This is a genomic window from Streptomyces sp. NBC_00878 (genome assembly GCF_026341515.1).
In the GTDB taxonomy this organism is placed as follows: domain Bacteria; phylum Actinomycetota; class Actinomycetes; order Streptomycetales; family Streptomycetaceae; genus Streptomyces.
In genome coordinates this window covers 424,443-447,913 of record NZ_JAPEOK010000002.1, presented here as the reverse complement: position 1 = coordinate 447,913, position 23,471 = coordinate 424,443, and the positions used below count along the sequence as shown (strand labels likewise).

The 23,471-nt window shown below is 69.5% G+C and carries 23 protein-coding genes and 1 pseudogene; 12 read left to right on the top strand and 12 right to left on the bottom strand.

Annotated elements, in window-relative coordinates:
• Positions 1–8 precede the first annotated feature (8 nt).
• Both OHA11_RS46200 and OHA11_RS46195 read right to left on the bottom strand, forming a co-directional pair.
• Positions 9–1,469, bottom strand: a complete 1,461-nt coding sequence (locus OHA11_RS46200; RefSeq protein WP_266508430.1) for a S9 family peptidase — start codon at positions 1,467–1,469, stop codon at positions 9–11.
• Positions 1,470–1,618: 149 nt separating this feature from the next.
• On the bottom strand, positions 1,619–2,503 hold the full coding sequence (locus OHA11_RS46195; RefSeq protein WP_266508428.1) for a hypothetical protein: 885 nt from the start codon (positions 2,501–2,503) through the stop codon (positions 1,619–1,621).
• 215 nt (positions 2,504–2,718) lie between these two features.
• Between OHA11_RS46195 and OHA11_RS46190 the strand changes: the two genes are divergently transcribed.
• The 6 genes and pseudogenes from OHA11_RS46190 to OHA11_RS46165 all read left to right on the top strand — a co-directional run bounded on the left by OHA11_RS46190 (position 2,719) and on the right by OHA11_RS46165 (position 7,508).
• Positions 2,719–3,216: a DUF2975 domain-containing protein gene (locus OHA11_RS46190; RefSeq protein WP_266508427.1), complete on the top strand. Its 498-nt coding sequence runs from the start codon at positions 2,719–2,721 to the stop codon at positions 3,214–3,216.
• On the top strand, positions 3,216–3,440 hold the full coding sequence (locus tag OHA11_RS46185) for a helix-turn-helix transcriptional regulator (protein WP_143641626.1): 225 nt from the start codon (positions 3,216–3,218) through the stop codon (positions 3,438–3,440). The genes OHA11_RS46190 and OHA11_RS46185 overlap by 1 nt, the downstream gene beginning before the upstream one ends.
• Positions 3,441–3,480: 40 nt before the next feature.
• Positions 3,481–4,085: pseudogene (locus OHA11_RS46180) on the top strand (hypothetical protein); the annotation flags it as partial.
• Positions 4,086–4,241: 156 nt separating this feature from the next.
• The gene (locus tag OHA11_RS46175; RefSeq protein WP_266508663.1) at positions 4,242–5,510 is read left to right on the top strand and encodes a saccharopine dehydrogenase family protein; all 1,269 of its coding nucleotides are present in this window, start codon (positions 4,242–4,244) and stop codon (positions 5,508–5,510) included.
• A gap of 86 nt (positions 5,511–5,596) precedes the next feature.
• Positions 5,597–7,090, top strand: a complete 1,494-nt coding sequence (locus OHA11_RS46170; RefSeq protein WP_266508424.1) for an APC family permease — start codon at positions 5,597–5,599, stop codon at positions 7,088–7,090.
• A 1-nt stretch (position 7,091) separates the two neighbouring features.
• Positions 7,092–7,508 carry a universal stress protein gene (locus tag OHA11_RS46165; RefSeq protein ID WP_266508423.1) on the top strand — a complete coding sequence of 139 codons (417 nt, stop codon included), beginning with the start codon at positions 7,092–7,094 and terminating at the stop codon, positions 7,506–7,508.
• A 131-nt stretch (positions 7,509–7,639) separates the two neighbouring features.
• On the opposite strand, the gene OHA11_RS46160 is transcribed toward OHA11_RS46165, so the two are convergent.
• The 3 genes from OHA11_RS46160 to OHA11_RS46150 form a co-directional block, all read right to left on the bottom strand.
• On the bottom strand, positions 7,640–8,137 hold the full coding sequence (locus tag OHA11_RS46160) for an SRPBCC domain-containing protein (RefSeq protein ID WP_266508422.1): 498 nt from the start codon (positions 8,135–8,137) through the stop codon (positions 7,640–7,642).
• A 1-nt stretch (position 8,138) separates the two neighbouring features.
• A complete protein-coding gene (locus OHA11_RS46155; RefSeq protein ID WP_266508420.1) occupies positions 8,139–8,531 on the bottom strand; it encodes a helix-turn-helix transcriptional regulator in 393 nt (130 codons plus the stop codon).
• A gap of 63 nt (positions 8,532–8,594) precedes the next feature.
• Positions 8,595–9,182: a dihydrofolate reductase family protein gene (locus OHA11_RS46150; RefSeq protein ID WP_266508662.1), complete on the bottom strand. Its 588-nt coding sequence runs from the start codon at positions 9,180–9,182 to the stop codon at positions 8,595–8,597.
• A gap of 142 nt (positions 9,183–9,324) precedes the next feature.
• On the opposite strand from OHA11_RS46150, the gene OHA11_RS46145 reads away from it, so the two are divergent.
• Together OHA11_RS46145 and OHA11_RS46140 are read left to right on the top strand one after the other, a co-directional pair.
• A complete protein-coding gene (locus OHA11_RS46145) occupies positions 9,325–9,624 on the top strand; it encodes a DUF1778 domain-containing protein (RefSeq protein WP_266508419.1) in 300 nt (99 codons plus the stop codon).
• Positions 9,621–10,043 carry a fic family toxin-antitoxin system, toxin component gene (locus tag OHA11_RS46140; protein WP_266508417.1) on the top strand — a complete coding sequence of 141 codons (423 nt, stop codon included), beginning with the start codon at positions 9,621–9,623 and terminating at the stop codon, positions 10,041–10,043. Before OHA11_RS46145 ends, OHA11_RS46140 begins: the two co-directional genes overlap by 4 nt.
• A 34-nt stretch (positions 10,044–10,077) precedes the next feature.
• Here the strand turns inward: OHA11_RS46140 and OHA11_RS46135 are convergent, their stop codons facing one another.
• Both OHA11_RS46135 and OHA11_RS46130 read right to left on the bottom strand, forming a co-directional pair.
• The gene (locus tag OHA11_RS46135) at positions 10,078–10,578 is read right to left on the bottom strand and encodes a cysteine dioxygenase family protein (RefSeq protein WP_266508415.1); all 501 of its coding nucleotides are present in this window, start codon (positions 10,576–10,578) and stop codon (positions 10,078–10,080) included.
• Entirely contained in the window at positions 10,575–11,510 is a 936-nt protein-coding gene (locus OHA11_RS46130; protein WP_266508413.1) for an amidohydrolase, read from the bottom strand. Before OHA11_RS46130 ends, OHA11_RS46135 begins: the two co-directional genes overlap by 4 nt.
• 269 nt (positions 11,511–11,779) lie before the next feature.
• Here OHA11_RS46130 and OHA11_RS46125 point away from each other — a divergent pair, with 269 nt between their 5' ends.
• Positions 11,780–12,784 carry a LacI family DNA-binding transcriptional regulator gene (locus tag OHA11_RS46125; protein WP_266508411.1) on the top strand — a complete coding sequence of 335 codons (1,005 nt, stop codon included), beginning with the start codon at positions 11,780–11,782 and terminating at the stop codon, positions 12,782–12,784.
• 96 nt (positions 12,785–12,880) lie between these two features.
• On the opposite strand, the gene OHA11_RS46120 is transcribed toward OHA11_RS46125, so the two are convergent.
• Positions 12,881–13,852 (bottom strand): NAD(P)-dependent alcohol dehydrogenase, encoded by a 972-nt coding sequence (locus OHA11_RS46120; RefSeq protein ID WP_266508410.1) that lies wholly within the window; start codon positions 13,850–13,852, stop codon positions 12,881–12,883.
• 101 nt (positions 13,853–13,953) lie between these two features.
• Here OHA11_RS46120 and OHA11_RS46115 point away from each other — a divergent pair, with 101 nt between their 5' ends.
• On the top strand, positions 13,954–15,201 hold the full coding sequence (locus OHA11_RS46115; RefSeq protein ID WP_266508408.1) for a MalY/PatB family protein: 1,248 nt from the start codon (positions 13,954–13,956) through the stop codon (positions 15,199–15,201).
• Positions 15,202–15,223: 22 nt separating this feature from the next.
• Here the strand turns inward: OHA11_RS46115 and OHA11_RS46110 are convergent, their stop codons facing one another.
• Both OHA11_RS46110 and OHA11_RS46105 read right to left on the bottom strand, forming a co-directional pair.
• Positions 15,224–16,621 carry a cytochrome P450 gene (locus OHA11_RS46110; protein WP_266508406.1) on the bottom strand — a complete coding sequence of 466 codons (1,398 nt, stop codon included), beginning with the start codon at positions 16,619–16,621 and terminating at the stop codon, positions 15,224–15,226.
• Positions 16,622–16,824: 203 nt separating this feature from the next.
• The gene (locus tag OHA11_RS46105; RefSeq protein WP_266508404.1) at positions 16,825–17,931 is read right to left on the bottom strand and encodes an NAD(P)/FAD-dependent oxidoreductase; all 1,107 of its coding nucleotides are present in this window, start codon (positions 17,929–17,931) and stop codon (positions 16,825–16,827) included.
• Positions 17,932–18,250: 319 nt separating this feature from the next.
• Here OHA11_RS46105 and OHA11_RS46100 point away from each other — a divergent pair, with 319 nt between their 5' ends.
• Positions 18,251–19,066 carry an SAM-dependent methyltransferase gene (locus OHA11_RS46100; RefSeq protein WP_266508403.1) on the top strand — a complete coding sequence of 272 codons (816 nt, stop codon included), beginning with the start codon at positions 18,251–18,253 and terminating at the stop codon, positions 19,064–19,066.
• Positions 19,067–19,093: 27 nt separating this feature from the next.
• Here the strand turns inward: OHA11_RS46100 and OHA11_RS46095 are convergent, their stop codons facing one another.
• A complete protein-coding gene (locus tag OHA11_RS46095; RefSeq protein WP_266508402.1) occupies positions 19,094–19,999 on the bottom strand; it encodes a helix-turn-helix transcriptional regulator in 906 nt (301 codons plus the stop codon).
• A gap of 179 nt (positions 20,000–20,178) precedes the next feature.
• On the opposite strand from OHA11_RS46095, the gene OHA11_RS46090 reads away from it, so the two are divergent.
• Positions 20,179–21,579: a M1 family metallopeptidase gene (locus tag OHA11_RS46090; protein WP_266508400.1), complete on the top strand. Its 1,401-nt coding sequence runs from the start codon at positions 20,179–20,181 to the stop codon at positions 21,577–21,579.
• Between the two features lie 37 nt (positions 21,580–21,616).
• Here OHA11_RS46090 and OHA11_RS46085 read toward each other — a convergent pair whose 3' ends face one another.
• Positions 21,617–23,365 (bottom strand): serine/threonine-protein kinase, encoded by a 1,749-nt coding sequence (locus OHA11_RS46085; RefSeq protein ID WP_266508398.1) that lies wholly within the window; start codon positions 23,363–23,365, stop codon positions 21,617–21,619.
• Between the last annotated feature and the right edge of the window lie 106 nt (positions 23,366–23,471).

Below are 23,471 nucleotides of genomic sequence, written 5' to 3'. Positions count from 1 at the left end.
TTCCGAAGTCACCGCGACGGGCGGAGCATCCTCGGCGGTGTGAAGTCGGTGTACGCAGGATCCAACGGCAGGTCCGCACCGGTGCCGAGGTCCAGCACCTTCTGGTACGCCGGGCCCATGGCGCTCACCGAGGCGTTCAGCCGTGTCGGTGTGGTGCTCGGCCACTGCCCGTCGTCGATCCGGTCGAGCAACGTCCGCAACATGACCAGCTCGTCGGCGGAGCTGAACGAACAGTGCCCACCGCGGTCCACCCAGAGCTGCCGCAGTGAGGTGGAGTTGCCGTGGCGACGGATCTGGTCGGCGTACCACCGCTCCTGGTCGGTCACCGCGCCGCCGTCGCCGGTCGAGTGCAGGGTGACGACGGGGGCCGGCGTCGTACCGCGAACGATGCCGTGGCGGTACTGGTACGCCACCGCCTTCGCGTCGGGCCGGATCCGCGGCGCCTTCGCGAGGCGCTTCAGGTCGGCGTCCAGGTCCCCTCCGGGTGCGGCGGCATACGCGTCGCGCACCAGGTCCTGCTGGCTCGACCGGGCAAGCAGCCGGCCGTAGTCGATGCCGGTGTTCCAGGACGGGTTGCCGCCCGCGCGGGCCTCCAACTCTGTCCGGCCGACCGGGCCGATTCCATAGGTGTACGCCCATTTCGTCCACAGCGACTGGGCGGCGACCAGTTCGTCGGTCGTGCTCGGCCGCGGCTCGTGCGCTGCGTACCACCCCGGGATGTTCGCCACGGCGCCGGCGAGGGCCAACCGCGCCCGCCCCTCGGGGGTTTCGAGGGCACGGTCGATCGCGGCGGCCAACGCGTCCCGGCCGGCCGCTGCGTCCTCGCCGGCCCGGACCAACTCGATGTCCTCACCGGGCGCGAGGAGGGTCTTGACCACGAACGTGATGTCGAGACCGGAGTTCCACGTCGCGTGTGTGTCGTACTCCGCGCACATCGTGGCCACCCCGTCGAAGCGCTTCGGGTGCCGCTCGGCGAGCAGCGCCGCGATCAGGCCGCCCTGCGACATGCCGCTGGACACGGTCCGCCGTGGCTCGCCCACGTGCTCCTCGAACCAGTCGAGCAGAGCGACCTGGTCGGTCACCCCGTCCTGGACCCCGTAGCCGATGCCGTCGTTCTTGAACTTCGACGCCGCCACCGCGTAACCGTGCTCGATCAGCCACTGCTCGGTCTCGACCCGGTTCGCCACCTGGACGCCCTCGGGCACCCATTCGGCCAGGAAGTACCCGTGGCTGTAGAGCACCAGCGTCCCGTTCCAGCGGGCCGGCAACTCGACGCGGTACTCCGCCCCGTCTATCTCACCGGTGAACGTCCTCCGCCCTCCGGCAGCGGCCGATGCCTCCGCCGACGCGCCGACGGGCGGCCCTCCGGCCACCGGACCGGCCACCAACCCCGCCAGAGCCGCACCCACCAGTCCCACTCGGGCCGTGCGCCGACGCCACCGGCCCGCCCTGCTCGTCAGTCTGCTCACTCTCGTCTCCCGTCGTCGTTCACAGGCGTACTCAAGGGCAGACTGCGCGACGGACACGTTCTCATCGGCACCGACGACCTGCCTTCGGCACCAGCACCCGCGCGCTCACTCATTCGCTCACCACGGGACGCGCCCGCGTCCGCCGAGAACTACTGAGCGGTAGGGAGGTACCGAGCGAATGCATGGACGACCCGGACAGCCAGTTCTCCACCCAACGGCAGCTGGAGGTCGGCTCCACCGACCCGGACTCGCAGGAGCTGACCGTCCGCGCGTATCTGCTCGATCCTCGCGCGGGGAATGCAATGGGTGTCCACGCCATGGCGGCCACTGGCCCCCTCGGCGTGTACGGGGTCCGCGAGAACGACGAGCTCACGGGACGTGAGCACCACGGCGGCGTACGCGGCTTCGGCCCACCGGGGCACGGGCAGAGCACCGGCAACCGCGGCAACCGGATCGCCATCGTCCAGGCCTGCCACACCTGAGGTGAGCAGTCGTCGCCATTTGTACGGCAACCCGACGTCCGGCCCGGGAGCGGCGGGCAGTTCCAGTTCGGTGCCGGCGACACGGCGACGCAGGGACAGCAGCAAAGGGCGCAGTTCGTGGTCGGCGACGGCGTTGTAATGGATGTTCAGCCGCGCGTCGGTGGCAAGGATCGTCAGCCGGGCGTACAGCAGGATGTGCGCGGTCTCGATCGCGGCCACCTGCTCCGGACGGAGGACCACGCGGACTCCGGGGAGGGCAGGGGCCCCGACCCACATCGCCACACCACCGGGTCCGAACCCAAGCACACTGGCAGGCGTCAGAATCTGCCGGCGGCCGCCTCCGAGGCGGCCGGGCCGGGCCTGGGCAGGAACGACGAACAGGTCCTCGACCCCCCTGATCCCAACGGCCCGCCGAAGTGCCGCGAGTGCATCGCCGGGCACGTCCTCGGCTCGGCGCGGACGATACGGGAACCCGCGGATCCCGGTGAGTACCTGGACGCGCGCGGCATGCTCGTCGACCTCCTCCTCCCACGGCTCGAGCAGATCGGGCATCGGACGTACGGCGGGACGCCGCCGCCGAAAGGAGCGCCGTGTCAAGGCGAGACCCGCCAGGCCCGCCATCCGCCACCCAGGTCCTCTCGACAGGGCGCACCTCCCGGGTGAGTTCCCGTCCGAATCCGATGCGAGAGATCGACTTCGACCTGCAACGTCGTCAGACCCGGACGAGACCGATTGCTTTTCGATCGACATCAATCGATAATCGATGCATGCATCGTCTCTTCATAGCCGCGCTCCGGGCCTGTATCGTCGCAGCGATCCTGGTCGGTCTCTTCGGCCAGATCGTAGTCATTCCGACGACGGCGGCGGACGAGGTCGACCGTTTTCCTCCCTACGCCCCGTTCGCCACGCCCTACGTGACGATGGCGATCGTCGGCGTCGCCTGTGTCCAGGTCGCCCTCGTCGCAGTGTGGATGCTGCTCGCCATGGTCCGACGCGGCGCGATCTTCTCACCGCTGGCTTTCCGGTGGGTCGACATCGTCATCGGATCCTCCGTCGTGGCGACGCTGCTGGCGATGGGGGTCGTCGGACATCTCTTCGTGGCCGACATTCCGTCCCCCGACGACGGCATGGAGGAACTGAGCGCCCTGGGCGCCGCGATCACGAGCGCCGGCGTGGGAGCGGCGTTCGCGATGCTCACCGTCATCATGCGAGGCCTCTTGCGCAAGGCGACGGATCTGCAGACCGAGATCGCCGCGGTCGTCTGATGGCGATCATCGTCGACCTCGACGTCCAGCTCGCCAGACACAACCTGTCGGTCGGCGAGTTCGCCGCCGCCGTCGGCATCACGCCCGCCAATATCGCCGTACTGAAGAACGGCCGCGCGAAGGCGGTGCGGTTCACGACCCTCGACGCGATCTGCCGCACACTCGACTGCCAGCCCGGTGACGTACTGCGCTGGGTTCCCGACGACGACACGAACGACGGCTGAGGAAGTCCCGGACCGGAGCCATCCGCACCGTCCCGAGCGCTTCCTCGCCTCCGGACCTGTCCGTGGCTTCGGCGTCACCCTGGGCGTCGGCGTTCTCGCCTCCATGCTCAGCGCTCCGGTCATCACGCGCGCCCTCGCCGACCACGCCGTGGCCCGTCGATCCGTACGACGCCGTCCCCTTCTCACCGGCATCGCGGACACCGGGAGAGTCCGCGACTGGCTGGTCAGCCGCAATCCCGACCTGATGCGCCGTCGGCGCACCTGGCCGGCCGCGCCCGGCGTCGCCCTCGTCCTGGCCACCTCGGGCATCGCACTCCGGGGGCTGAACTTCGGCGTCGAGTTCACCAGCGGACGGCTCATGGAGTACACCACCTTGCCTCGGCCCTGGCCGCCCAGTTGCTGTATCTCGCGGTGCGCTTCCGCTGGACCTTCGGCACCTCCGCGGTCGCCGCGATGGCCCACGACGCCCAGATCCTCGTCGGTGTCTTCGCCTGGCTCGGCAAGCCGATCGACGGAGTGTTCCTCTCGGCCCTCACCCTGCTGGGCGGAGACTCCCTGACCGGCTTCGCCCTCGCCCTGCTCACCGGCATCGTCGTGGGCACGTACTCCTCGATGTTCACCGCCGCACCCCTGGCCATCGAAGTCCAGGCCCGCAGCGCCCCGCCGCCCAGATCGCTGCCACGCCCCGTTCAACCCCGCGCGGCGCGGCAGCGATCCAGGGACACAGCCGCTGATATCGTCCTGGCCCACCGAACAGGCAGGGGCTCCCCCTGCGACAGCGGGACGAAGGAGTGCTGCGCCATGCGAGTCCTCTTGGTCGGAGCGGGAGGCGTCGGCACCGCCATCACCAGGATCGCGGCCCGTCGTTCGTTCTTCGAGCACATGGTCGTCGCCGACTACGACCTGGCGCGGGCCGAGTCCGCTGTCGCGGCGTTCGGCGAGGACGAGCGCCGGTTCACGGCGGCGCGGCTCGACGCCTCGGACACGGCCGGTGCACGGGCCGCCCTGGCCGAGCACCACTGCGATGTCCTGCTCAACGCGACCGACCCCCGTTTCGTGCTGCCGCTGTTCGACGCGGCACTCACCCATGGCGCCCACTACCTGGACATGGCGATGTCCCTGTCCCGGCCGCACCCGACCCGCCCCTACGAAGAGTGCGGCGTCAAACTGGGCGACGCGCAGTTCGCCCGGTCCGCCGAGTGGGAGGCGGCGGAGCGGCTCGCGCTGGTCGGCATGGGTGTGGAGCCGGGCCTGTCGGACGTCTTCGCCCGGTACGCCGCCGACGTCCTCTTCGACGAGATCGAGGAGATCGGCATCCGCGACGGCGCCAACCTGGTCGTGGACGGATACGACTTCGCCCCGTCCTTCAGCATCTGGACGACGATCGAGGAGTGCCTGAACCCGCCGGTCGTCTACGAGGCGGAACGAGGCTGGTTCACCACGCCTCCCTTCAGCGAACCGGAGGTCTTCGACTTCCCGGAGGACATCGGGCCGGTGGAGTGCGTCAACGTCGAACACGAGGAAGTGCTGCTCGTCCCACGGTGGTTGAAGGCCGGGCGGGTCACCTTCAAGTACGGTCTCGGCGACGAGTTCATCGGCGTCCTCCAGACCCTGCACAAACTGGGCCTGGACCGCACCGACCCGGTCACCGTGAATGGCAGCACCAGCGACGGTCCAAGTGCCAGTACCGGCAAGGTCGCTGTCTCCCCGCGGGACATGGTCGCCGCCTGTCTGCCCGACCCCGCCGGTCTCGGGGACCGTATGCACGGCAAGACGTGCGCGGGCACCTGGGTCAAGGGCACCAAGGACGGCCGACCTCGGGAGGTGTACCTCTACCACGTGGTCGACAACCAGTGGTCCATGCGGGAGTACGGCTCCCAGGCCGTGGTCTGGCAGACCGCGATCAACCCCGTGGCCGCTCTCGAACTCATCGCGTCAGGAGCCTGGCACGGCAGCGGAGTGCTCGGCCCCGAGGCACTGCCTCCCCGGCCGTTCCTCGACCTGCTGACGGAATACGGTTCGCCGTGGGGCATGCGCGAGGACACCGCCGTTGGAAGCCTGCCCAGGTGACATGCGTATCCGAGCGGCCCTTAATAGCGTAAAAAGTTCCATAACGCCCTGTTGTATGGATTCACTCACAACCGGAGCGAGGGAACATGGCCAACGACATTGCGGACGCACGCCCCCCTGACGGGTTGAAGGCCAATGCCATCGGGTTCGTCGACGCACTCGTCATCGGTCTCAACGCCACCTCCCCGGCGTACTCGCTGGCCGCGGTCATCGGTCCGATCGTGGCACTGGTGGGCATCTACGCCCCTGGGGTGATGGTCGCGTCGTTCGTGCCGATGCTGTTTATCGCCTCGGCGTTCTACTACCTCAACAAGGTCGACCAGGACTGCGGTACGACCTTCTCGTGGGTCACCCGGGCCATGGGACCGTGGACCGGCTGGCTCGGCGGCTGGGCCATCGCGATGACCGGAGTCCTGGTGGTCGGGTCGCTGGCGGACGTCGCCGTGAGTTTCGCCCTGCTCGCCTTCGGCCTCGACAGCTGGGTCGACAACGACTTCGTACGCCAGTTGCTCGCGGTACTGCTCATCCTCGTGATGACGGCGCTGTGCGTCATCGGCACAGAGGTGTCGGCCAAGGTGCAGAACGTCCTCATCCTCGCGCAGGTCGCCTGCCTGCTCGCCTTCGTCGTGGTGGCGCTCTACCGGGTGTACGCCGGCACGACCGACTTCGATTCCGTCAAACCGGCCCTCGACTGGCTGAACCCCTTCGGCGCCGGAGGCGCGACGCTGACAAGTGCCCTGCTGCTGGGCGTGTTCATCTACTGGGGCTGGGAGTCGGCGGTCAATCTCACCGAGGAGGTCGAGAACTCCGCCACCGCTCCGGGCAAGGCGGGCGTCTGGTCGACGGTCGTGCTGCTGGTGACCTATGTGTCGGTCGGTTACGCGGTCGTCGCCTACGCCGGAACGGCCTACCTGGCCGAGAACGCCGACGAGGAGGAGTTCATCTTCGCCCTGCTCGCCGGCGAGGTGATGGGCAGTTGGGACTGGGTCGTCCTGCTGGCGGTGTCGACGTCCGCGCTGGCATCGACGCAGACGACGATCATCCCGGCGTCGCGCACGGCGCTGTCCATGGCGCGCCGGCACGCGCTGCCCGCGCAGTTCGCTCGCATCCACCCGCGGTTCCGCACCCCCGACGTGAGTACGTGGTGGGTCGCCGGCATCGCCATCGTCTGGTATCTCGTTGTCAACCAGATCAGCACCAACGCCCTCTTCGACTCGCTCACCGCGCTGTCGTTGCTGATCGCGTTCTACTACGCGCTCACCGGCGTCGCCTGCGCGGTCTACTACCGCCGCCTTCTGACCGAGAGCGTCCGCTTCTTCGTACTCATCGGCCTGGGTCCCCTGGTCGGCGCCGGACTGCTGGCGTGGCTGCTGGTGGAATCGGTCTCGGACATGTCCGACCCCGCGAACTCCTACAGCGGTGTCTCGTGGTTCGGCCTCGGTCCCCCACTCGTCATCGGCATCGGCATCGCCCTCGCGGGTGTGGTGCTCATGGTCGTATGGCGGCTGATGTCGCCGGTGTTCTGGTCGGAACGCCCAGGTGTGGTCGACGCCGACCTCGTCCACGGCAAGGAGTCCTGAGATGTCGGTCGTCCTCGGATACGACGAGTCCCCGGGCGCGGCACGCGCACTGCGGGTCGCGATCGAGGTGTCCGCCGCGTTCGACGAGCCCCTCGTTCTGGTCTACGGCGCGGCGGCCCCGGGGGCCATGGGCGAGGAGTACGGGGCTCACCAGGAAGCCGTCCGCGAGGCCGGACGCGTCGCGCTCGATCACGCTGTCAGGGTGGCCGACGAGGCCGGCGTACGGACCACCGTCGAAATCATCGACCAGAAGCCGGCCCAGGCGCTGATCGATGCCGCGTCGAGTCATGAGGCGAGGTGCATCGTGGTGGGCAGCTGGGGTGAGAGCCCGATGCGCGGGGCGCTGCTGGGCTCGACTCCCCACAAGCTCCTGCACCTGTCGACCGTCCCGGTCCTCTGCGTGCCGACCGAACCGTGAACCACCCGCACGGAGAGCGGCCGCGGGGCACGGGCCGCAGCCGCTGACTGCCGCCGACGCCCGGCGCACCCCCGCGCACCCTCACGAACCGCTGTCCGCGGGGGTGCGCGAAGGCACGGCGGATCTCCCCGTCAGGCAGTGCTGTCGGCCAGCAGGGCGTCGATCTGGCCCATGGCCGCGGACATGCCCTCGTCCGCGCCCATGGACATCAGCTGTTCCATCGCCTCGGGTGTGGGGAAGGTGCTCTCGACCGTCATCAGGGTGGCCGTCTCGCCCTCCGCGGTGAGCCGCACACGGACGTTCATGGTGGGCATGTCCGGGTTGGGGCGCCCGGAGTCGTCGCCGAAGCCGTCCTCGAACTCCAGCCGGTGCGGGCTGTCGACGGACAGGATGCGCCACCAGCCGAAGTGCTTGTCGCCTTCCGGCCCGGTCATGAAGTACGTGACAGCGCCGCCCGGTACCAGGTCATGGTCGACAACGGTCGCGGGGTAGGTCGGCGGGCCCCACCACCGCTCCAGCTGGCGCGGGTCCTGCCAGACCTGCCACACCCGCGCCGGCGGCGCGTCGAACCGCGCGGTGAGCGTCAGCGCGAGGGCTTCAGGGTTCTTCTGAACGTCGATCACAGTCATGTCAGTGCTCCTTGCCTTGTCCGGAGTCAGGATCGGTGTCGGTGTCGGTGTCGGTGTCGGTGTCGGTGTCGGCGAGGATCGTGCCGATCCGGTCGATGCGTCCTCGCCACACCTCCGCCAGCTGGTCCAGCAGCCGATGGGCCTCGTTCAGCGAATCCGCGCTGCCTCGCACTCGCTGCTCCCGTCCTCGGCGCTCCTTGGTGACCAGCCCGGCGTGTTCCAGGACCGCCACATGCTTCTGCACGGCCGCGAAACTCATCGGGAACCGCCGGGCGAGGTCCGAGACCGAGTACTCACCGGCCAGGGTGAGGGACACGATCTCGCGCCGCGTCGCATCAGCCAAAGCATGGAAGAGGCGATCGGCTCGGTCGGCGGATTCATTACGTACAACCATTTGGTTACACGTTAGCCCGTGCCACCGAGCTGAGCAAGGCGTGATCGGTGGCCCGGCCCCCGTCTATGACCAAGCGCGGCGGACTCGATAGAGCAGGTGCAGCACCCGGTCGCCCTGAATCACCGTGTGCGGATCCTCCAGCAGATGGCGGCCGTCGGCCGACCCGAAGTACCGCTTGCCCGAGCCGAAGACCACAGGCACCACATCCATCGCCACCTCGTCCACCAGACCGAGCGCGAACGCCTGCCCGCCGACCTCGCCCGCCGCCACGGCGACGGTGCGCTCCCCCGCGAGTTCCTGGGCCTTCGCGATCGCCTGTGCCACATCGCCGACGAAGTGGTATGACGCCTCGGGGTGCCACCCGTCGGGCTTGGGCCGGTGCGACACCACAACCACGTGTTCGCCGGCCGGCGGCGCCCCCTCCCAGCCGTTGGTGATGTCGAAGAGGTGACGCCCGATCACCATCGACCCGATGCCCGCCCACATCGGCCGGACGTACTCGGCCGAGACCTTGGAGACCTTCATCGTGCCGCCGGCGACGAGCTCGGCCTCGCCGTTGAAGTACCAGTCGAACAGCGGGCCCACCTGATCGTCCGAGTCGGCGATGAAGCCGTCCACGGAAACGACGCTGTGCATCACCACGGTGCCCATCACTTCTCCCATGCGTCCGAGGGCATCAGACAGCCCTTGTACGCATAGACCGATCGCGCCGGCGAAACTCATCGCGAAGTGGGTGCGGTCCGCGAACGGCTCGATCCTGACGACCGGCGGTACTACTGGTACCGTCGGTACCATGTCGAATTCTCCGAAAGCCATGAACCTGCGCTTCCCGGACCCCTCGCAGAAGGCCGCCATCGAGGCCGCCGCCCGAAAGGAGGGGGTCAGCCTGCAGGAATACATCCTGTCCGCGGCCTACGCCCGCGCGACCGCCGTCGAGGAGGCCTTCCTCCATGCCTTCCGGAACTCGATGGCCTTCTCCGGGGCTGCTTTCGCGGCCGAGCCGAGCGCCGTCGACCCGTCCGCGGAGCACCGGAATGCCGAACGGCTCGCCCGCCGTGAGCTGGCGCCGGGCAAGCAGGGCCACGCCGCGTGAGCCACCCTGATCCCCCGCAGTCCGATTCCCCGCAGCCCCAGCCTCTCGACCTCCAGTTCCTGCTGCACGCGGCCGAGCTCCTCGACGGTGACCCCCAGGTCGACGACTACGGCCCGCTCTACGCGGCCGTCGCACGCGTCACCGCACACGCGATGGACCGCGACATCTACGGTTCGCCGTACCTGAAGGCCGCGGCACTGCTGCAAACCTTGGTGCGGCTTCCCTGCCTTGAGCACTCCAACGAGGCCTTCGCCTGGCACTCGTGCGAGGCCTATCTCGCCCTCAACGGGCATCGTCTGACCTACCAGCCCAAGGACGCCGTGGCCCTGGTCCGGGACGCCGGCGGTGCCGGCACAGGCACCGGCACCCTGGGCGTGGCTCAGATCGCCGGCCAACTGCGCACCTGGGCCGGCGGCTGAGCGCATCCCGCCGATGCCCTGACATGCCACCGCTTCAGGCGGCCGGAGTGTCCAGCGGGCGCAGCTCATCCGCGTACGAGACCGAGATCCGGCGCATCAGGCCGTCCGCGGTGATGTCGTACTGGCCCAGGCGCCACAGTGGCGGCGAGTAGGCGTGGATCGAGACGGCGTCGTCGGTGGCGCCGGTGAGCCGGTGGATGTGCTCGGGGCCGAAGCAGAACGACTCGCCGGTTCCGACGGTGACGGACACGTGGCTGCCGCCGATGCGTGGGTTGGACTCGTGGAGTGCGCCTTGGACGACGCCGACGGCGCCCGCGGAGATGTCGTGGTCGTGCCAGCCGGTGTCGTTCCGCCGGGTCCAGCACAGCAGCCAGACGTCGACGTATTCGTCCCGGTACAGGGACGCGTAGTGCCGCTGCTCGTCGGAGAAGGCGACCTGGGCGCGCCAGAGGTCGGGGCGGGTGGCGAGGTCGTCGACCAGCGCTTGGAGTTCGCGCTTGTCGAGGGTGCGGTCGGGCAGGGACTCGTACGTCATGAGTGGCTCCCTTCGGGGTGGGTCCGCCACGGGGGCACGGCTGGGTCTCGGCCGTACAGGAGGCGGGCGGGGTTGGCGGTGCGCAGCGCGTGGACGGCGGCCGCCGCGCCGAGGTCGGGGATGACGGGAGGCGCGTACGGGCGGTCGCTGCCGCCGACGACCACGTCGATGCCGACGGCGCGAACGACCGCGTCCACGGCGCGAGTTCCGTAGGAGGAGGTCTCGTAGAACGCGTCGAAGTCGACCTGGCCCCGCCCTCCGCCGCGCATCGCGAGCCGTTCGCCATGGAGTGGGGCTAGCCCCGCGAGGGCGGCGAAGCAGACGCGCAGGTGGGGGTGGCGGGCGCGGCCGAAGGTGCGGAAGGCGAACCAGGACGCGTGCATCTGGTGCACGTACGGGACCAGGGCGGGCCACCAAGGCGGGGCGTCGGGGGTGGCCTGGGCCGCGCCCGGGTGGATGAAGAGGGGTTTGCCGTGATGGGTGAGGACGTCGAGGAGGGGTCCGCACCGGGCCCAGCCGGCCGCGTCGAGGAGCGCGGTGGCGGGTAGTTGGAGGCCCACGCAGCCGCGACCGAGTTCGTGTTCGACGGCCTCGGGGTCCGGTGCCGACAGGCAGGGAGAGGCCCAGACGCCGAAGGGGGCCGGGAGCGCGAGGGCTCCGTCGTGGAACGCGGCCAGCAGCGGGGCGGCCTCGGCGGGCGGCAGGTACTCGATGCCGAGGGGGCTGGAGAGCGAGACGAGGGCGAGGCGGAGACCGTCGGTTGCGGCAAGACGCGTGCGGGCCGGGATGTCGTGGTCGGCCGGGTCGATCTCGTACGGCGGTTCGCCGTCGACATGCAGAAGCCGGCCGTCGAGGTACGGCGGTGTCGTGCGGGAGCGCAGCAACTCGATGAAGTCGGGTGGCCAGATGTGCTGGTGGACGTCGGTGGGCACGCGGCGGTCCTCGGGGCCGGCAAGGGGAACGAGAAGCGGTCAACCTTTGTTAAGCGTTTCACTGATACGGTTAACTTAAGCGATTAACAAGCGGCTGTGTCAAGCATGCGTCGACGGGCATGCGAGGCCCGCGCACGGAATGACGCCCGAGTACGGACGAGGCAGGGCCGGAGTACGGACGGGGCCGCGCCCGGAGTGTGGACGGGATCGCGGCGGCGTCGGCGGGCCGCGTGCCCACAATGCGGACGCGTCCCGGTAGGCTTCCCGGCATGGCCAGGCCCCATAAGCGCACCACCCTTCGGGAGGTGGCCGAGGCCACGGGCCTCTCCACCGCCGCCGTCTCCTACGCCCTGCGCGGCAAACACGTCTCGAAGGAGACCGAGGAGCGGGTGCGCCAGGCCGCGGCCGAACTCGGCTACGAGGCCGATCCCATCGCCCGCGCACTGGTCAGCGGCCGTACCAGCATGGTCGGCGTTCTCGCGGGCGACCTCCAGGACCTCTGGCAGCAGCAGCTGATGGCGGCCATCGGCCGGGAGCTGCTGGCCGGCGACCGCTACGCGCTGATCCTCGACGCGGGCGGCGACCCCGACCGTGAACTGGCCCTCGCCAAGCAACTGCGCGACCAGCGGGTCGACGCGCTGCTGGTGTCTCCGGTGAACCCTTCCGCGAAGGGCTGGGCCGCGATCGCCGACTCGCTGCCGGTGGTGGCCGTCGGCGACTCGTTGAGCCGGGCTCGCACGGCCGGCCAGGTCATCTTCGACAACCGGGCCGGCATCGACGCCGTACTGGAGTATCTGCACGGACTCGGCCACCGCCGGGTGACCGTGCTGACTCCGACCCGCCCGAGCACGCCGGACCGTCCCGCCGACGTGTATGTCCGCGAGGCGGCCGACCGCCTCGGTCTCCTGGCCGAACTGGTGCCCTGCCCCCAGGAGTTGGGCGAGGCGACGGCGGTGGCCCGCCGCGTCCTGGACGGGGCCCGCCCGGCGACGGCCGTGTTCTGTTTCTCGGACTCGCTGGCGTACGGGGTGTACGCGGCGGCGGCGGATGCCTCGCTGGAGGTGGGCCGGGACGTCTCCGTGGTCGGTTTCGACAATCATCCGGTGTCACGGGTGCTCACACCACCGCTGACCACGGTGGACTGGGGGCTGACCCAGATCGCGGCGGAGGCGGCACGGCTGACCGTCGCGGCGATCGAGGGGAAGCGCGTGCGCAAGAAGCGGGTGCTGTGCGCGCCGCAGATGAGCGAACGCGGGTCTGCCGTGCGGGTGTGAGCCCGCTCGGCGGCACACCCGTGGAAGTCCGGTGCAGCCCCGCGATGTCCGGTGCGGTCCGGTGATGTCCGGCCGCCAACGGGCGTTCGGCTGTGGTCAGTTCGGTGGTACGACGGTGATGACGACGTTGCCGGTCTTCTGCCCGGTCTCGACATACCGGTAGGCGTCGACGATCCGCTCCAACGGGTACCGTCGGTCGATGACCGGACTGAATTCGCCCGACTCCATCAGGCCCCGGAAGTACCGCACCATCTCCTGGTCCTGCTTCGGAAAGGGGAACCGCACCTTCCTGCCGCGGAACAGGGGCGTGACGAGCGGGAGGAGCAGGTTCTGGCACCAGGGGCCCAGTTCCGAGGACAGATACACCCCGCCGGGTTTCAACAACCGCCTGCAGCGGCCGAACGTGCTCTTGCCGACCGTGTCGAACACCGCGTCGTAGCGCTGCTCGTCCCTGGTGAAGTCCTGAGCCTTGTAGTCGACGACCCGGTCCGCGCCCAGCCCCTTCACCAGGTCCAAGTTCTCCGTGCCGCACACCGCGGTCACCGTGGCCCCGTGATGCTTCAGGAGTTGCACGGCCGCCGAGCCGATGGCGCCGGTCGCGCCGTGAACGAGGACGTCCTGCCCGGCCTGGACATCCGCCTTCCTGACGAACGCGAGCGCGTAGTGCGAGCCCTCGGTACCGGGAGCGGCCTGATCGAACGTCACGCCGTTCGGCATGGTCGCGATGGCGCCGTCGTGCGGAACCGACAGGTACTCGGCATGGGTTCCGAACGCGCCCTCGTTGTAGCCGAACACCCGGTCGCCGACGCTGAAGGACGTGACGCCGCTTCCGACCGCGTCCACCACTCCCGCGTACTCGGTCCCGAGCACCGCACGCCGCGGCCGGGCGAGGCCGGTGAGTGCGCGCATGAAGAAGGGCTTGGCCGCCCGGTAGGCGCAGTCCGTCCGGTTGACCGTCGTCGCGTGCACCCGAACGAGTACGTCGTGGTCCCCGATCGAGGGTTTTTCCACCTCGTCGATCCGGATCACGGTGGGTGGCCCGTACCGGCTGTGCACCGCTGCTTTCATGGGCGAACCTTAACGCTCAGGCAGTCCCGTCATGTCGTTTGAGCCCGGCATGCTGCCGCCATCCTCTACAGGCCCGTATCACCCGGACTTTGGAGCACCGCGTGACCGAGACCACGAAGAAGGCGGCAGCCGAGACGGCCGACGCCGACCGGACCGATCCGCTCGTGCAGGTGCCGCTGCACCAGTTGCGAAGCCGTACGAGCATGAAGTGGCGCACCCATCCGGAGGACGTGCTGCCCCTGTGGGTGGCGGAGATGGACGTTCCGCTGGCTCCCTGCGTCACCGACGCGCTGCACAGGGCCATCGGGATCGGCGACACCGGATACGCCTACGGAACCGCCTACGCCGAGGCCCTGGCCGGATTCGCCGCCGACCGCTGGCAGTGGGGCGGCCTGCGCGTCGAGAACACGGCCGTGGTGCCCGACGTCATGCTGGGCATCGTCGAGGTTCTCCGCCTCATCACCGACCCCGGCGACGCCGTCGTCGTGTGCTCACCCGTCTACCCGCCGTTCTACGCCTTCGTCGGCCACGACGCCCGCGAGGTGATCGAGGCTCCCCTCGGGCCCGACCTCCGTACCGACCTCGGTGCTCTGGAAGACGCCTTCGTACGGGCCCGGCGGCACGGGCGACGCGCGGCGTTTCTGATGTGCAACCCACACAACCCGACCGGTGCCGTGCACACCCGCCAGGAACTCGAAGCGATCGCGGCGCTCGCCCGCCGACACGGCGTCCGCGTGGTCTCCGACGAGATCCACGCCCCGCTCGTACTGCCCGGCGCCACGTTCACACCCTTCCTCAGCGTGCCCGGCTCCGAGAACGGCTTCGCCCTGACGTCCGCCTCCAAGGCATGGAACCTGGCCGGGCTCAAGGCCGCCCTGGCCATCGCGGGCGAGGAGGCCGCCGCCGATCTTCGCCGGATGCCCGAGGAAGTCGGTCACGGCCCCAGCCACCTGGGGGTCCTCGCCCACACGGCGGCGTTCCAGGAGGGCGGCGACTGGCTCGACGAGCTCCTGGGCGGGCTCGACGCGAACCGGACCCTGCTGGGACAGCTCATCGAGGAGCACCTCCCCGGCATCCGGTACGTCCAGCCCGAGGGCACCTATCTGGCCTGGCTGGACTGCACCCGGCTGGACCTGCACGACGGTCACCAGGACAACGGCCCCGGCGTCGTGGCCGACCTCGCCGGACCGGCGAAGCTGTTCCTCGACGAAGCCCGCGTCGCCCTCAGTTCCGGTCACGTCTTCGGCACCGGCGGCGCGGGCTGCGTACGCCTCAACTTCGCCACGTCGCCGGCCATTCTGCGCCTCGCGCTGGAGAGGATGGGGCGCGCGGTTCGCGACCTGAGTTGAGGCCGTCGCTCGCGGCCCGGTGTCAGCGGCCGATCAGGCTTGTCAGATAGCTCCACAGCGAAGAGCGCTGCCGGGCGGACGGGTCCGGCAGCTCCGGAGCGGCGGGCTCTGACGCCAGGGCCGCCCGCTTCGGCGGCTGCTCGGGCACCGTGGCGAGTTCGTACCGTACCGGCAGTGAGCGCAGGCCCCGCATGAAGGGCGAGGAACGCCACGGGAGTTGGTCGATGGGCAGGGCGAGTTCCAGATGGGCGAACCGCTCGAACAGGCGGCTCACGCCGACCGCCGCGACCGTCGAGGCGAGTTCGCGCGCCGGGCACTGGCGGCGGCCCGCGCCCCAGGACAGGTGCGCCCGGGTGCTGACCGTGGTGCTCCGCGCCACGCTGTCGGCGAAGAGCGGGTCGGCGTGGGCCGCTGCGGAGGAGACCCAGACCGGATCGCCCGCCCGGATCGTGTAGTTCCCCAGCGGGGTGTCCTTGGCCGCGAAGCGCGGCACGAAGTTCACCAGCGGGGGCTTGCGCATGACCACCCGGTTCATGGTCTCCCTGACCATCCCGGCGGACAGACTGGCACGTGCGCCGCCGTCACCCGAGAGGACCTCGACCACCGTGTTGGAGACCAGAATGCCGACATGGTCGGACGTCATGCCCAGCAGCATGAACAGCTCACGGGCCAGTTCGTCGAGCGAGAGGTCCGGGTGCGCGGCCAGCAGGTACGAGGGAAAGTCGTCCCCCGGCGTCCGCAGCTTCAGCGCCGCCAGCTCCGCCAGCGTCGCCAACAAACGCTCCAGGGCGGGCTCCGCGTCAGGACCCGCGTCCAGGACCCGCCACATGTCCATCAGCGCGTCGTCGCCCTGGGAACCGGGGAAGCCGAGCAGATGGCTGGCCACCATCAGCGGCAGCGGCCGGGAGAACTGGGCGGACACATCCGCCAGGCCCGTTCCGCCGGCCTCCCCCACCAAAGTGATCAGTTCGTCGGCGTAGGCGGTGACGGCCGTCTTGAGTTTCTTCGCCTGGGGATGGCGCGGGTCCTGGAACGGCTTGAGGGCCGCGTCCCACGCCATCCGCAACGCCGGGTATCCGGGACCGCCCTGGATCAGTACGTGGTTGACCTCGAGAGACGGTCCGAGCGGCCAGTCGGCCGGCACGCGGCCCTCCGAGCGGGCCCGCCAGTTCTCCAGACCCTTCGGCCAACCGTCGTCGTCCTGGAGCACGTCAAGTGCCTCCCGGTAGCCGAGGACCAGCCAGGCAGGTACGCCCAGCAGGTCGACCGGCGCGACCGGGCCGTGACGTTGCCTTAACCGCTCGTACACGAGCGAGGGGCGTGTCTCGTAGTCCCGGGTCAGCAGCGGTTCAGGAGTCATCGCCTCCAACCGGGTGTCGTCCAGATCCACGGATCCGCCATCGCCCAACCGGGATTCCATCGTCTCGCCGCCCTCCGACACTCCCCGTACCGGATCACCATCAGCCGGTAGTTGGAAACGGTGGGGACCTTACCTCACCTCAGGGCACACCTGTGAGCGAACGACGGGTGGCACCAATGCGTCGTCGTTCGCGTGTCGGGGCCGGGCGCCGTTCGTGTGCCGGGGCCGGGCGCCGTTCGTGTGCCGGGGCCGGGCGTCGCGTGTCAGGCCGCTGTGTACCCGAGTTGCCGCCTCATGTAAGGGGTCATAAGGGTCTTGGCCTTGGCCAACATGGTGGTACGGCCGCCGAGTACCGCGGTCTCGCCGCCGGGCACGGGCAGCATGGTCACGCCGCCCGCCTCGCCGAACGGCACGATGAGCGGGGTGCGATGGATCGCCCGGTATGAGCGGGACTGTGTGCGGTGCCTGCCGGAACTGCGCAGGTAGACACGGATGTTGTGGGCGGCGAGGTCCGCCTGTGCGAGCGCGGCGGGGGTGATCTTGAGATCGCAGGCGTCGTTCACGTCGCCGACGGCGAACACGTCCGGCCGCCCCTCGGCCCGGAGCATCCGGTCGACCTTCACATGCCCGTCCGCGTTCAGCCAGTCGCCGTGCCCGGCCAGGCGCAGCCAGAGCGTGTTGGGGGTGGTGCCCGTCGCCCAGAAAGCGAGGTCGGCCTCGATGACGCTCCCGCGGGCGTCGCGATAGGTACCGAAGTCGTGGCCCAGGGACATGTAGGAGTCGAGCAGCACCTCCACGTCGTGGGACTCCAGCCAGACATGGGCCTTGCGCCCGGCCCGCTCGCTGCCCGTGCAGTGGAGCAGCGCAGGACCGGAGTGGGCGAGCGTGACCCGGGCGTCCGGGCGGGCCAGGCGGATCTCGGCGCTGAGTTCGACGCCGGAGGGCCCGCCGCCGACGACGAGGACATGATCGGCGGCGGCGACGTTCTGCTGGTGTCCGGCGAACGACTTGGCCGCCTCCTCGGTGGTGGTGCCGACGAAACGGGCCGGTTCCGGATAGTCGGCTCCGGTCGCGATCACCACCACGTCGTACGGAAGACGCTCCCCCGTGGCCAGCACCACCTGCCGTTCGGCGGTGTCGACGCGGACCGCCTTGCCCACGGCCACACGGCCGTTGCGCAGCAGCCGGTCGTACGGGATGAACGGAGCGACCGTCCATTCCGGACGCACACCGGCGCGCAGGGAGGCTATGCGGTGGAAGAAGACGTCCTTACGATCCACGAGCGTGACCCGTGCCGTGCCGTCCAGTCGCTTCGCCAGCCGGACGCCCGCATAGCCGCCGCCGATCACCACTACGTCGCCGTCGTGCACGCCAGTCTCCTGTGACTCTGGGGGGCGAGTGCCGCGGCAGGTGGGGCACCGTCGACGACTCGACTGCCGGGGAGCGTAACGCTTGAACCCTAAATGATTGATGAACTTCTGTGCACGTTCTGTGAAGTGACGGCCCGAATACCGAAATTCGGCTCCTCCGAGCAACACAAACAAGTCATTGGCCAGCGAAGCACGGACAGGTTGGGCCTGCGGATGGACAAGATCCGAGACTCGGGGAATAGCGTGGGCGTCCACGGCTGATACTCGCCGGTTTCGCGGTTCTCACACACGTACACGCACGTACACAACAGGAGTGTCCATGACCGATGAACGAGAGAACGCCGGCCAGGAGGCACTCTCCAGGATCGATACCACCGTGCCGCAGTCGGCCCGGATCTGGAACTACTGGCTGGGCGGGAAGGACAACTACGAAGTCGACCGCATAGCCGGTGACGCGTTCCGCGAGGTCTTCCCGGGGATCGAGACCGGGGCCCGTGCCGCCCGGTACTTCCTGGCCCGTGCCGTGCGTCATCTGGCGGCCGAAGAGGGGATCCGGCAGTTCCTGGACATAGGCACGGGGCTGCCCAATGTGGACAACACCCACGAGATCGCCCAACGGGTGGCCCCTGACTGCCGGATCGTCTACGTCGACAACGACCCCTTGGTACTGGCACACGCCCGTGCGCTGCTCGTCAGCACCTCCGACGGTGTCACCAACTACGTCGACGCCGATCTGCGCGATCCGAGCACGATCCTGCGCGAGGCCGCGAAGACGCTCGACTTCGGCCGGCCTGTCGCTCTGATGCTGATGGGCATTCTCGGCCACATCGAGGACCATGACGAGGCACGCTCGATCGTGCGGCAGTTGGTGGATGGCCTGCCTTCCGGCAGCTACCTCGTGCAGTACGACAGCAGCAACACCAGTGACGCCTACCTCAACGCCATACAGCAGTACAACGAGGGGGGCTCGATCCCGTACATCCTCCGCAGTCCCGAGCAGATCGCGCGCTACTTCGACGGCCTGGAACTGCTTGAGCCGGGCGTGACTTCGTGCTCGCGCTGGCGTCCTGACACCGAGGCCTGGGGGCTCCCGGCGGAGGTGCATCAGTACGGAGGCGTCGCCCTCAAACGCTGACGGGGCGGGCCGGGCCCCGGCGCAGCGTCAGGTTTCCTGGAGGATGCGATGGAGGATGGCGCACGTCGCGTCGGGCGATTCGGCCTTCACGACCAGGCGGTTCATGACGTCCCAGTAGTACTCGGTCTCGGCCGGCTTGTCGGGATAGACGGCGCCCGCGAGCTGTTCGAGGTAGACCATGTCGGGCAGTTGACCGCCGGGCAGGCGCACGATGGTGACCGGCCCGCCGGCCGCAGGGTGACCACCGGCGAGGAACGGCACGATCTGGACGGTGACCCGCGGGAGTTGGCAGACCTCGATGAGATGCCGGAGCTGGGCGCGCATCGCGCTGGTGCCGCCCACCGGGCGACGGAGCGCCGCCTCGTCGATCACGGCCCAGAGCTGAGTGGCCCGCTGCCTGTGCAGGATCTCCTGGCGTTTCATCCGCAAGGTGACCCGCCGGTCGAGTTCCTCCGCGGAGATGTGCGGGCGGGTGAGCCGGATGGCGGCGCGGGCGTAGTCGGGGATCTGCAGAAGGTCCGGTACCACCTGGGCCTCGAAGCAGCGGACGAGACTCGCCGCCTGTTCGGCCCCGAGGTAGGCCTGCATCCAGGCGGGCACCACGTCGTTGAACGGCTGCCACCAGCCAGGGGTGTTGGCCTGTTCGGCCAAGGCCAGCAACGTGGCGCGTTCGGCCTCGTCCGTGACTCCGTAGAGAGTGAGGAGATCGGACACGTCACGCATCTTGAACCCGTGCCGGCCCCACTCCATTCTGCTGATCTTGGACTGGGAGGCGCGGATGGCCTCGCCCGCGTCCTCACGGGTGATCTGCCGCTCCTCCCGCAGTCGGCGCAGCCGCGCGCCCAGCACCAGACGTGGCACCGTCGGCCCCGCGGTCCGGGAATCTAAGACAGGGTTGGCGTCAGGTGTACGAACGGCCTCTTCGGCGCCCATGGATGTTCTCCCTGGCGTTGAACGCAACTCTCCACGCATGCAAGCGCTTCGACTCGTCATCCTAGATGACTCGGTCCAGGCGCCGACGGGCCCTGCGGCGGTTCCCCGGAGATCGACTGGATATGCACCGCCTCCGCTGAGCAGGCGAATGTCGGACCGGTGTGGCAGGATCGGCTGCCATGTCGTCGTTACCTGTCTGGTCGTCAAGAACCGGTCGTCGTCTGCTCGTTGGCCTGATCGCGCTGCTCGTGGCGACGGGCTCCACCGCGGCCGATGCCGTCACGGCACCCAAGGCCGAGGCCGAGACAGGGACCTCCAAAGCCGCGACGCCCGATCGCCGTCGCTACGACGTGACCCTGCGCGGCGACGCCGACGGCTCCCACTGGACGGGCCGACAGCGGGTGTCGTTCCGCAACGCCTCCGATCGGCCCCTGCACGAGGTGTACGTACGGCTGTGGGGCAACGGAGACGACAAGTGCGGCACGCCCGGCAAGCCGTCCCCTGTCAAGGTGTCCAAGGTGCGTGGCGGCACCGCCGCCGGGCTCACCGTGAACTGCACGGCGCTGCGCATCGCCCTGCCGAAGCCGCTCGCGCGCGGTGAGCGGGCGGCCGTCGCCTTCGACGTGTCGATCACCGTGCCCACGCGCAACAGCCGCTTCGGTCGTGAGGGCGCGTTCCGCTTCCTGGGCAACGCGCTGCCGGTGCTCGCCGTGCACGACGCGAAGGGCTGGCACCTCGATCCGTACGTGTCGACCGGGGAGAGCTTCTACGCACTGGCGGGCGACTTCCGGGTGCGCCTCGACCACCCCTCGGCCCTCAAGGTCCCGGCGACCGGCCGCACCTGGACCAGCCCCGGCAAGCCCGGGCGCACGGTCACACACAGCGTCGCGCACCGGGTACGGGACTTCGCGTGGGCGGCTGGCCCGTTCCGGACGGCGACCGAGACCTCGCCCGGGGGTGTACGCGTGAAGTCGTACTGGGCACCGAACACGCCCGCCGCGGGTGTGCGCCTCAACCGCAAGGACGGCGTCGCCGCCGTCGACCGGTTCGGCAAGGAGTTCGGCCGCTATCCGTACGGCGAGATCGACCTGGTGATGACCAAGGAGTTCGGCGGCGGCATGGAGTACCCCGGCCTGGTCCTCCTCGGGACCAGCGAGGAGGGCAGCGCCGTCGTCCACGAGGTGGCCCACCAGTGGTGGTACGGCATCGTGGGCAACGACGAATACGGCTCGCCCTGGCTGGACGAGAGCTTCGCCCAGTACGCCAACGCGCGCTTCTACGGCTGGGACACCAGCGACTGCTGGTCGGACGACTGGCCGAGCGGGAGCACCGCGCTCACCAACTCGATGGCCTACTGGTCCCAGCACCGCGACGAGTACCACCTCGTCTACACGGCGGGCCCCTGCGCCCTGGCCCGCCTCGAACAGTCCCTCGGGGCCGACACCATGGCACGCCTCCTCAAGCGGTACGCCCTCGACCACTGGTACGGCCTCTCCACCACCGCCGACTTCAAGAAGGCCGCACAGTCCGTGACGGACAAGGATCTGGGTCCCTTCTGGAAGAGGCATCGCATCCGCTGAGGTCGGGCGGCGCATGCGGCCGGATGATGGCCCGGGATCATCCGTCGGCGGCCATCACTTTGGTCACCTTGCCGTGGATGTCGGCCTCCAGATAGCCGCCCTCGTTGTACTCGTTGCTGAGGTACACGGCCATATTGGCGGGGGTGTCGAACACATTGTTCGACCCTTCGACCAGCAAGTAGCGGCTCGTGGGGCTGTCGACGTTCAGTTTCTTCCTGGCCTCGGCGAGCAGCGTGGGGACCGTGTCCCAGTCGAATTCGTCCGGGCTGAACACCTGGGCTCCCCCGGACAGCGAGCCCTTGATGATTCCCTTCTCCAAACCCCGGTCGACACGGTAGGTGTACATGTCGTACTGGGTCCGGCTTCCCTTGACCATCACGTAAGCGGAGATGTGCTCGGGGTACACCTTGAAATCGCCGAACAGGTCGCTGCCCGTCTCCTTCTTGAACGCCTTGATCGCGGTGCGGATGCCGTCGGGCGTCAGCAGATCAGCGCCTTCTCCCTTGTCCGTCTTCTGGGGCGTGGGCGTCGAAGCATCCGCGGACGGCCTGGACGTCGGCGTACTGACGGTCGACGGCGTCGCCCTCGCCCCGCTCCCGGTGGCCCCGGAGGACGAGGATTCGGACTTCTCGCCGTCCGGCACCAGTGTCCATACCAGAACACCGACGAGCGCTGTGGCGGCGGCGGACAGGACGACCTTGGTCCACCGCCTTCGCCGGAACGGGTGGGCGGGGGTCGGCGCACCGGCGGGCGCCCCCGGGTACGGCACGGAAGCGGAGGGCAGCGAGGGAACGGCGTCCTGCGGTGTCGCGTACCCGGACGGTGGACCGAATTCGTCCGGGCCGGTCGGGGCTGCCGGGGCAGCCGACGGAGGCGTCAGCCGGTAGGAGGTGGTGTCCCTTCCGGCCTCGGCCACGACCGCTCCACCGTCGACCACGGCCGCCTCGGTGTCCGCCACGGCCGCCAGCATCCGGTCCAGGGTCTCGGCACCCGGACGCGCTGCAGGATCGCGTACCAGTACGCGCATCAGGACATCTGCCAGGCGCCCGGCGTTCACCGGTGGCGGGACCTCCTCGTAGAGGACGGCCGCGAGTGTGGCCAGTGTCGTGCCCCGGCGTAGCGGATGCCTGCCCTCGACGGCTGCGTACAGCATCATCGCCAGCGACCACAGGTCCGAGGCCGCGCCGCCGTCGTTGCCCGATACTCGCTCCGGCGCCATGTAGTCGGCCGTGCCGATGATGGACCCGGTGGCGGTGAGAGCCGTCGATTCGCGGATCGCCGCGATCCCGAAGTCCGTCAGTACGGGGCGGCCGTCGGGGCGAAGGAGCACGTTGGCGGGCTTGACGTCCCGGTGCTGGATGCCCGCGTCGTGCGCGGCTCGCAGCGCGGCCAGGACCTCGCGTCCGAGCCGGGCCGTCTCGGCACTGTCCATCCGTCCCCGGCTCAGGCGGTCGGCCAGCGATCCGCCGCTGACCAGTTCCATGACGATCCATGGATAGGTGCCCTCGCCACCGTCGACGATGTGATGGATCGTCACGACATTGGGGTGGTCGATCCTGGCCAGCGCCCTGGCCTCGCGCAGCACCCGCTCCCGCAGCATCCGCGCGCCGTCAGGGTCGTACTCGGCCAGCCCCGCATCCGGCGGCCGCACCTCTTTGACGGCCACACTCCGGTGCAGGACAAGGTCCGTGGCCCGCCAGACCGTCCCCATACCGCCGCCACCGAGGCGCGACTCCAGCCGGAACCGCCCGTCGATGACCCGTCTGTCCATGTCCCCCTCGCTCATGCGCGGGAGCTTAGAGGACACATCCGACAGCGGCTTCTCCGGGCGGGGTCTCCCGGCCTGGCGGTCACCACGCTTCGACCAAGACCGTGGCCCCGCCGACCGCCAT

Coding starts and splice junctions, on each gene's coding strand:
- OHA11_RS46110 (WP_266508406.1), bottom strand. CDS start 16,621: ATGGAATCCCGGTTGGGCGATGGCGGATCCGTGGATCTGGACGACACC.
- OHA11_RS46155 (WP_266508420.1), bottom strand. CDS start 8,531: ATGGTTGTACGTAATGAATCCGCCGACCGAGCCGATCGCCTCTTCCAT.
- OHA11_RS46145 (WP_266508419.1), top strand. CDS start 9,325: ATGTCGAATTCTCCGAAAGCCATGAACCTGCGCTTCCCGGACCCCTCG.
- OHA11_RS46135 (WP_266508415.1), bottom strand. CDS start 10,578: ATGACGTACGAGTCCCTGCCCGACCGCACCCTCGACAAGCGCGAACTC.
- OHA11_RS46170 (WP_266508424.1), top strand. CDS start 5,597: ATGGCCAACGACATTGCGGACGCACGCCCCCCTGACGGGTTGAAGGCC.
- OHA11_RS46160 (WP_266508422.1), bottom strand. CDS start 8,137: ATGACTGTGATCGACGTTCAGAAGAACCCTGAAGCCCTCGCGCTGACG.
- OHA11_RS46190 (WP_266508427.1), top strand. CDS start 2,719: ATGCATCGTCTCTTCATAGCCGCGCTCCGGGCCTGTATCGTCGCAGCG.
- OHA11_RS46185 (WP_143641626.1), top strand. CDS start 3,216: ATGGCGATCATCGTCGACCTCGACGTCCAGCTCGCCAGACACAACCTG.
- OHA11_RS46100 (WP_266508403.1), top strand. CDS start 18,251: ATGACCGATGAACGAGAGAACGCCGGCCAGGAGGCACTCTCCAGGATC.
- OHA11_RS46090 (WP_266508400.1), top strand. CDS start 20,179: ATGTCGTCGTTACCTGTCTGGTCGTCAAGAACCGGTCGTCGTCTGCTC.
- OHA11_RS46150 (WP_266508662.1), bottom strand. CDS start 9,182: ATGGGCACCGTGGTGATGCACAGCGTCGTTTCCGTGGACGGCTTCATC.
- OHA11_RS46095 (WP_266508402.1), bottom strand. CDS start 19,999: ATGGGCGCCGAAGAGGCCGTTCGTACACCTGACGCCAACCCTGTCTTA.
- OHA11_RS46165 (WP_266508423.1), top strand. CDS start 7,092: ATGTCGGTCGTCCTCGGATACGACGAGTCCCCGGGCGCGGCACGCGCA.
- OHA11_RS46195 (WP_266508428.1), bottom strand. CDS start 2,503: ATGCCCGATCTGCTCGAGCCGTGGGAGGAGGAGGTCGACGAGCATGCC.
- OHA11_RS46085 (WP_266508398.1), bottom strand. CDS start 23,365: ATGAGCGAGGGGGACATGGACAGACGGGTCATCGACGGGCGGTTCCGG.
- OHA11_RS46120 (WP_266508410.1), bottom strand. CDS start 13,852: ATGAAAGCAGCGGTGCACAGCCGGTACGGGCCACCCACCGTGATCCGG.
- OHA11_RS46175 (WP_266508663.1), top strand. CDS start 4,242: ATGCGAGTCCTCTTGGTCGGAGCGGGAGGCGTCGGCACCGCCATCACC.
- OHA11_RS46125 (WP_266508411.1), top strand. CDS start 11,780: ATGGCCAGGCCCCATAAGCGCACCACCCTTCGGGAGGTGGCCGAGGCC.